1 protein-coding gene is annotated in these 215 nt (G+C 67.4%); it reads left to right on the top strand.

Features of this window, described 5'->3' with window-relative positions:
• The coding region (locus IAE24_RS30805) for an aconitase family protein (RefSeq protein WP_200016431.1) at positions 1-215 on the top strand (215 nt) is incomplete at both ends.

Below are 215 nucleotides of genomic sequence, written 5' to 3'. Positions count from 1 at the left end.
GGATGCGCCTGCCCGAGATCGTGGGCGTGCGCCTCACGGGCCGGCGCCAGGCGGGCATCACCGCCACCGACATCGTGCTGGCCCTGACCGAATTCCTGCGTCAGCAAAAAGTCGTCGGCGCCTATGTGGAATTCTTTGGCGAGGGCGCCGACAGCCTGAGCATTGGCGACCGCGCCACCATCTCCAACATGTGCCCCGAATACGGCGCCACGGCG

Source organism: Delftia sp. S65 (genome assembly GCF_016516495.1).
In the GTDB taxonomy this organism is placed as follows: domain Bacteria; phylum Pseudomonadota; class Gammaproteobacteria; order Burkholderiales; family Burkholderiaceae_C; genus Comamonas; species Comamonas acidovorans.
Note: the sequence above shows the minus strand (reverse complement) of the source record. Positions and strands in the feature narration are given on the sequence as shown.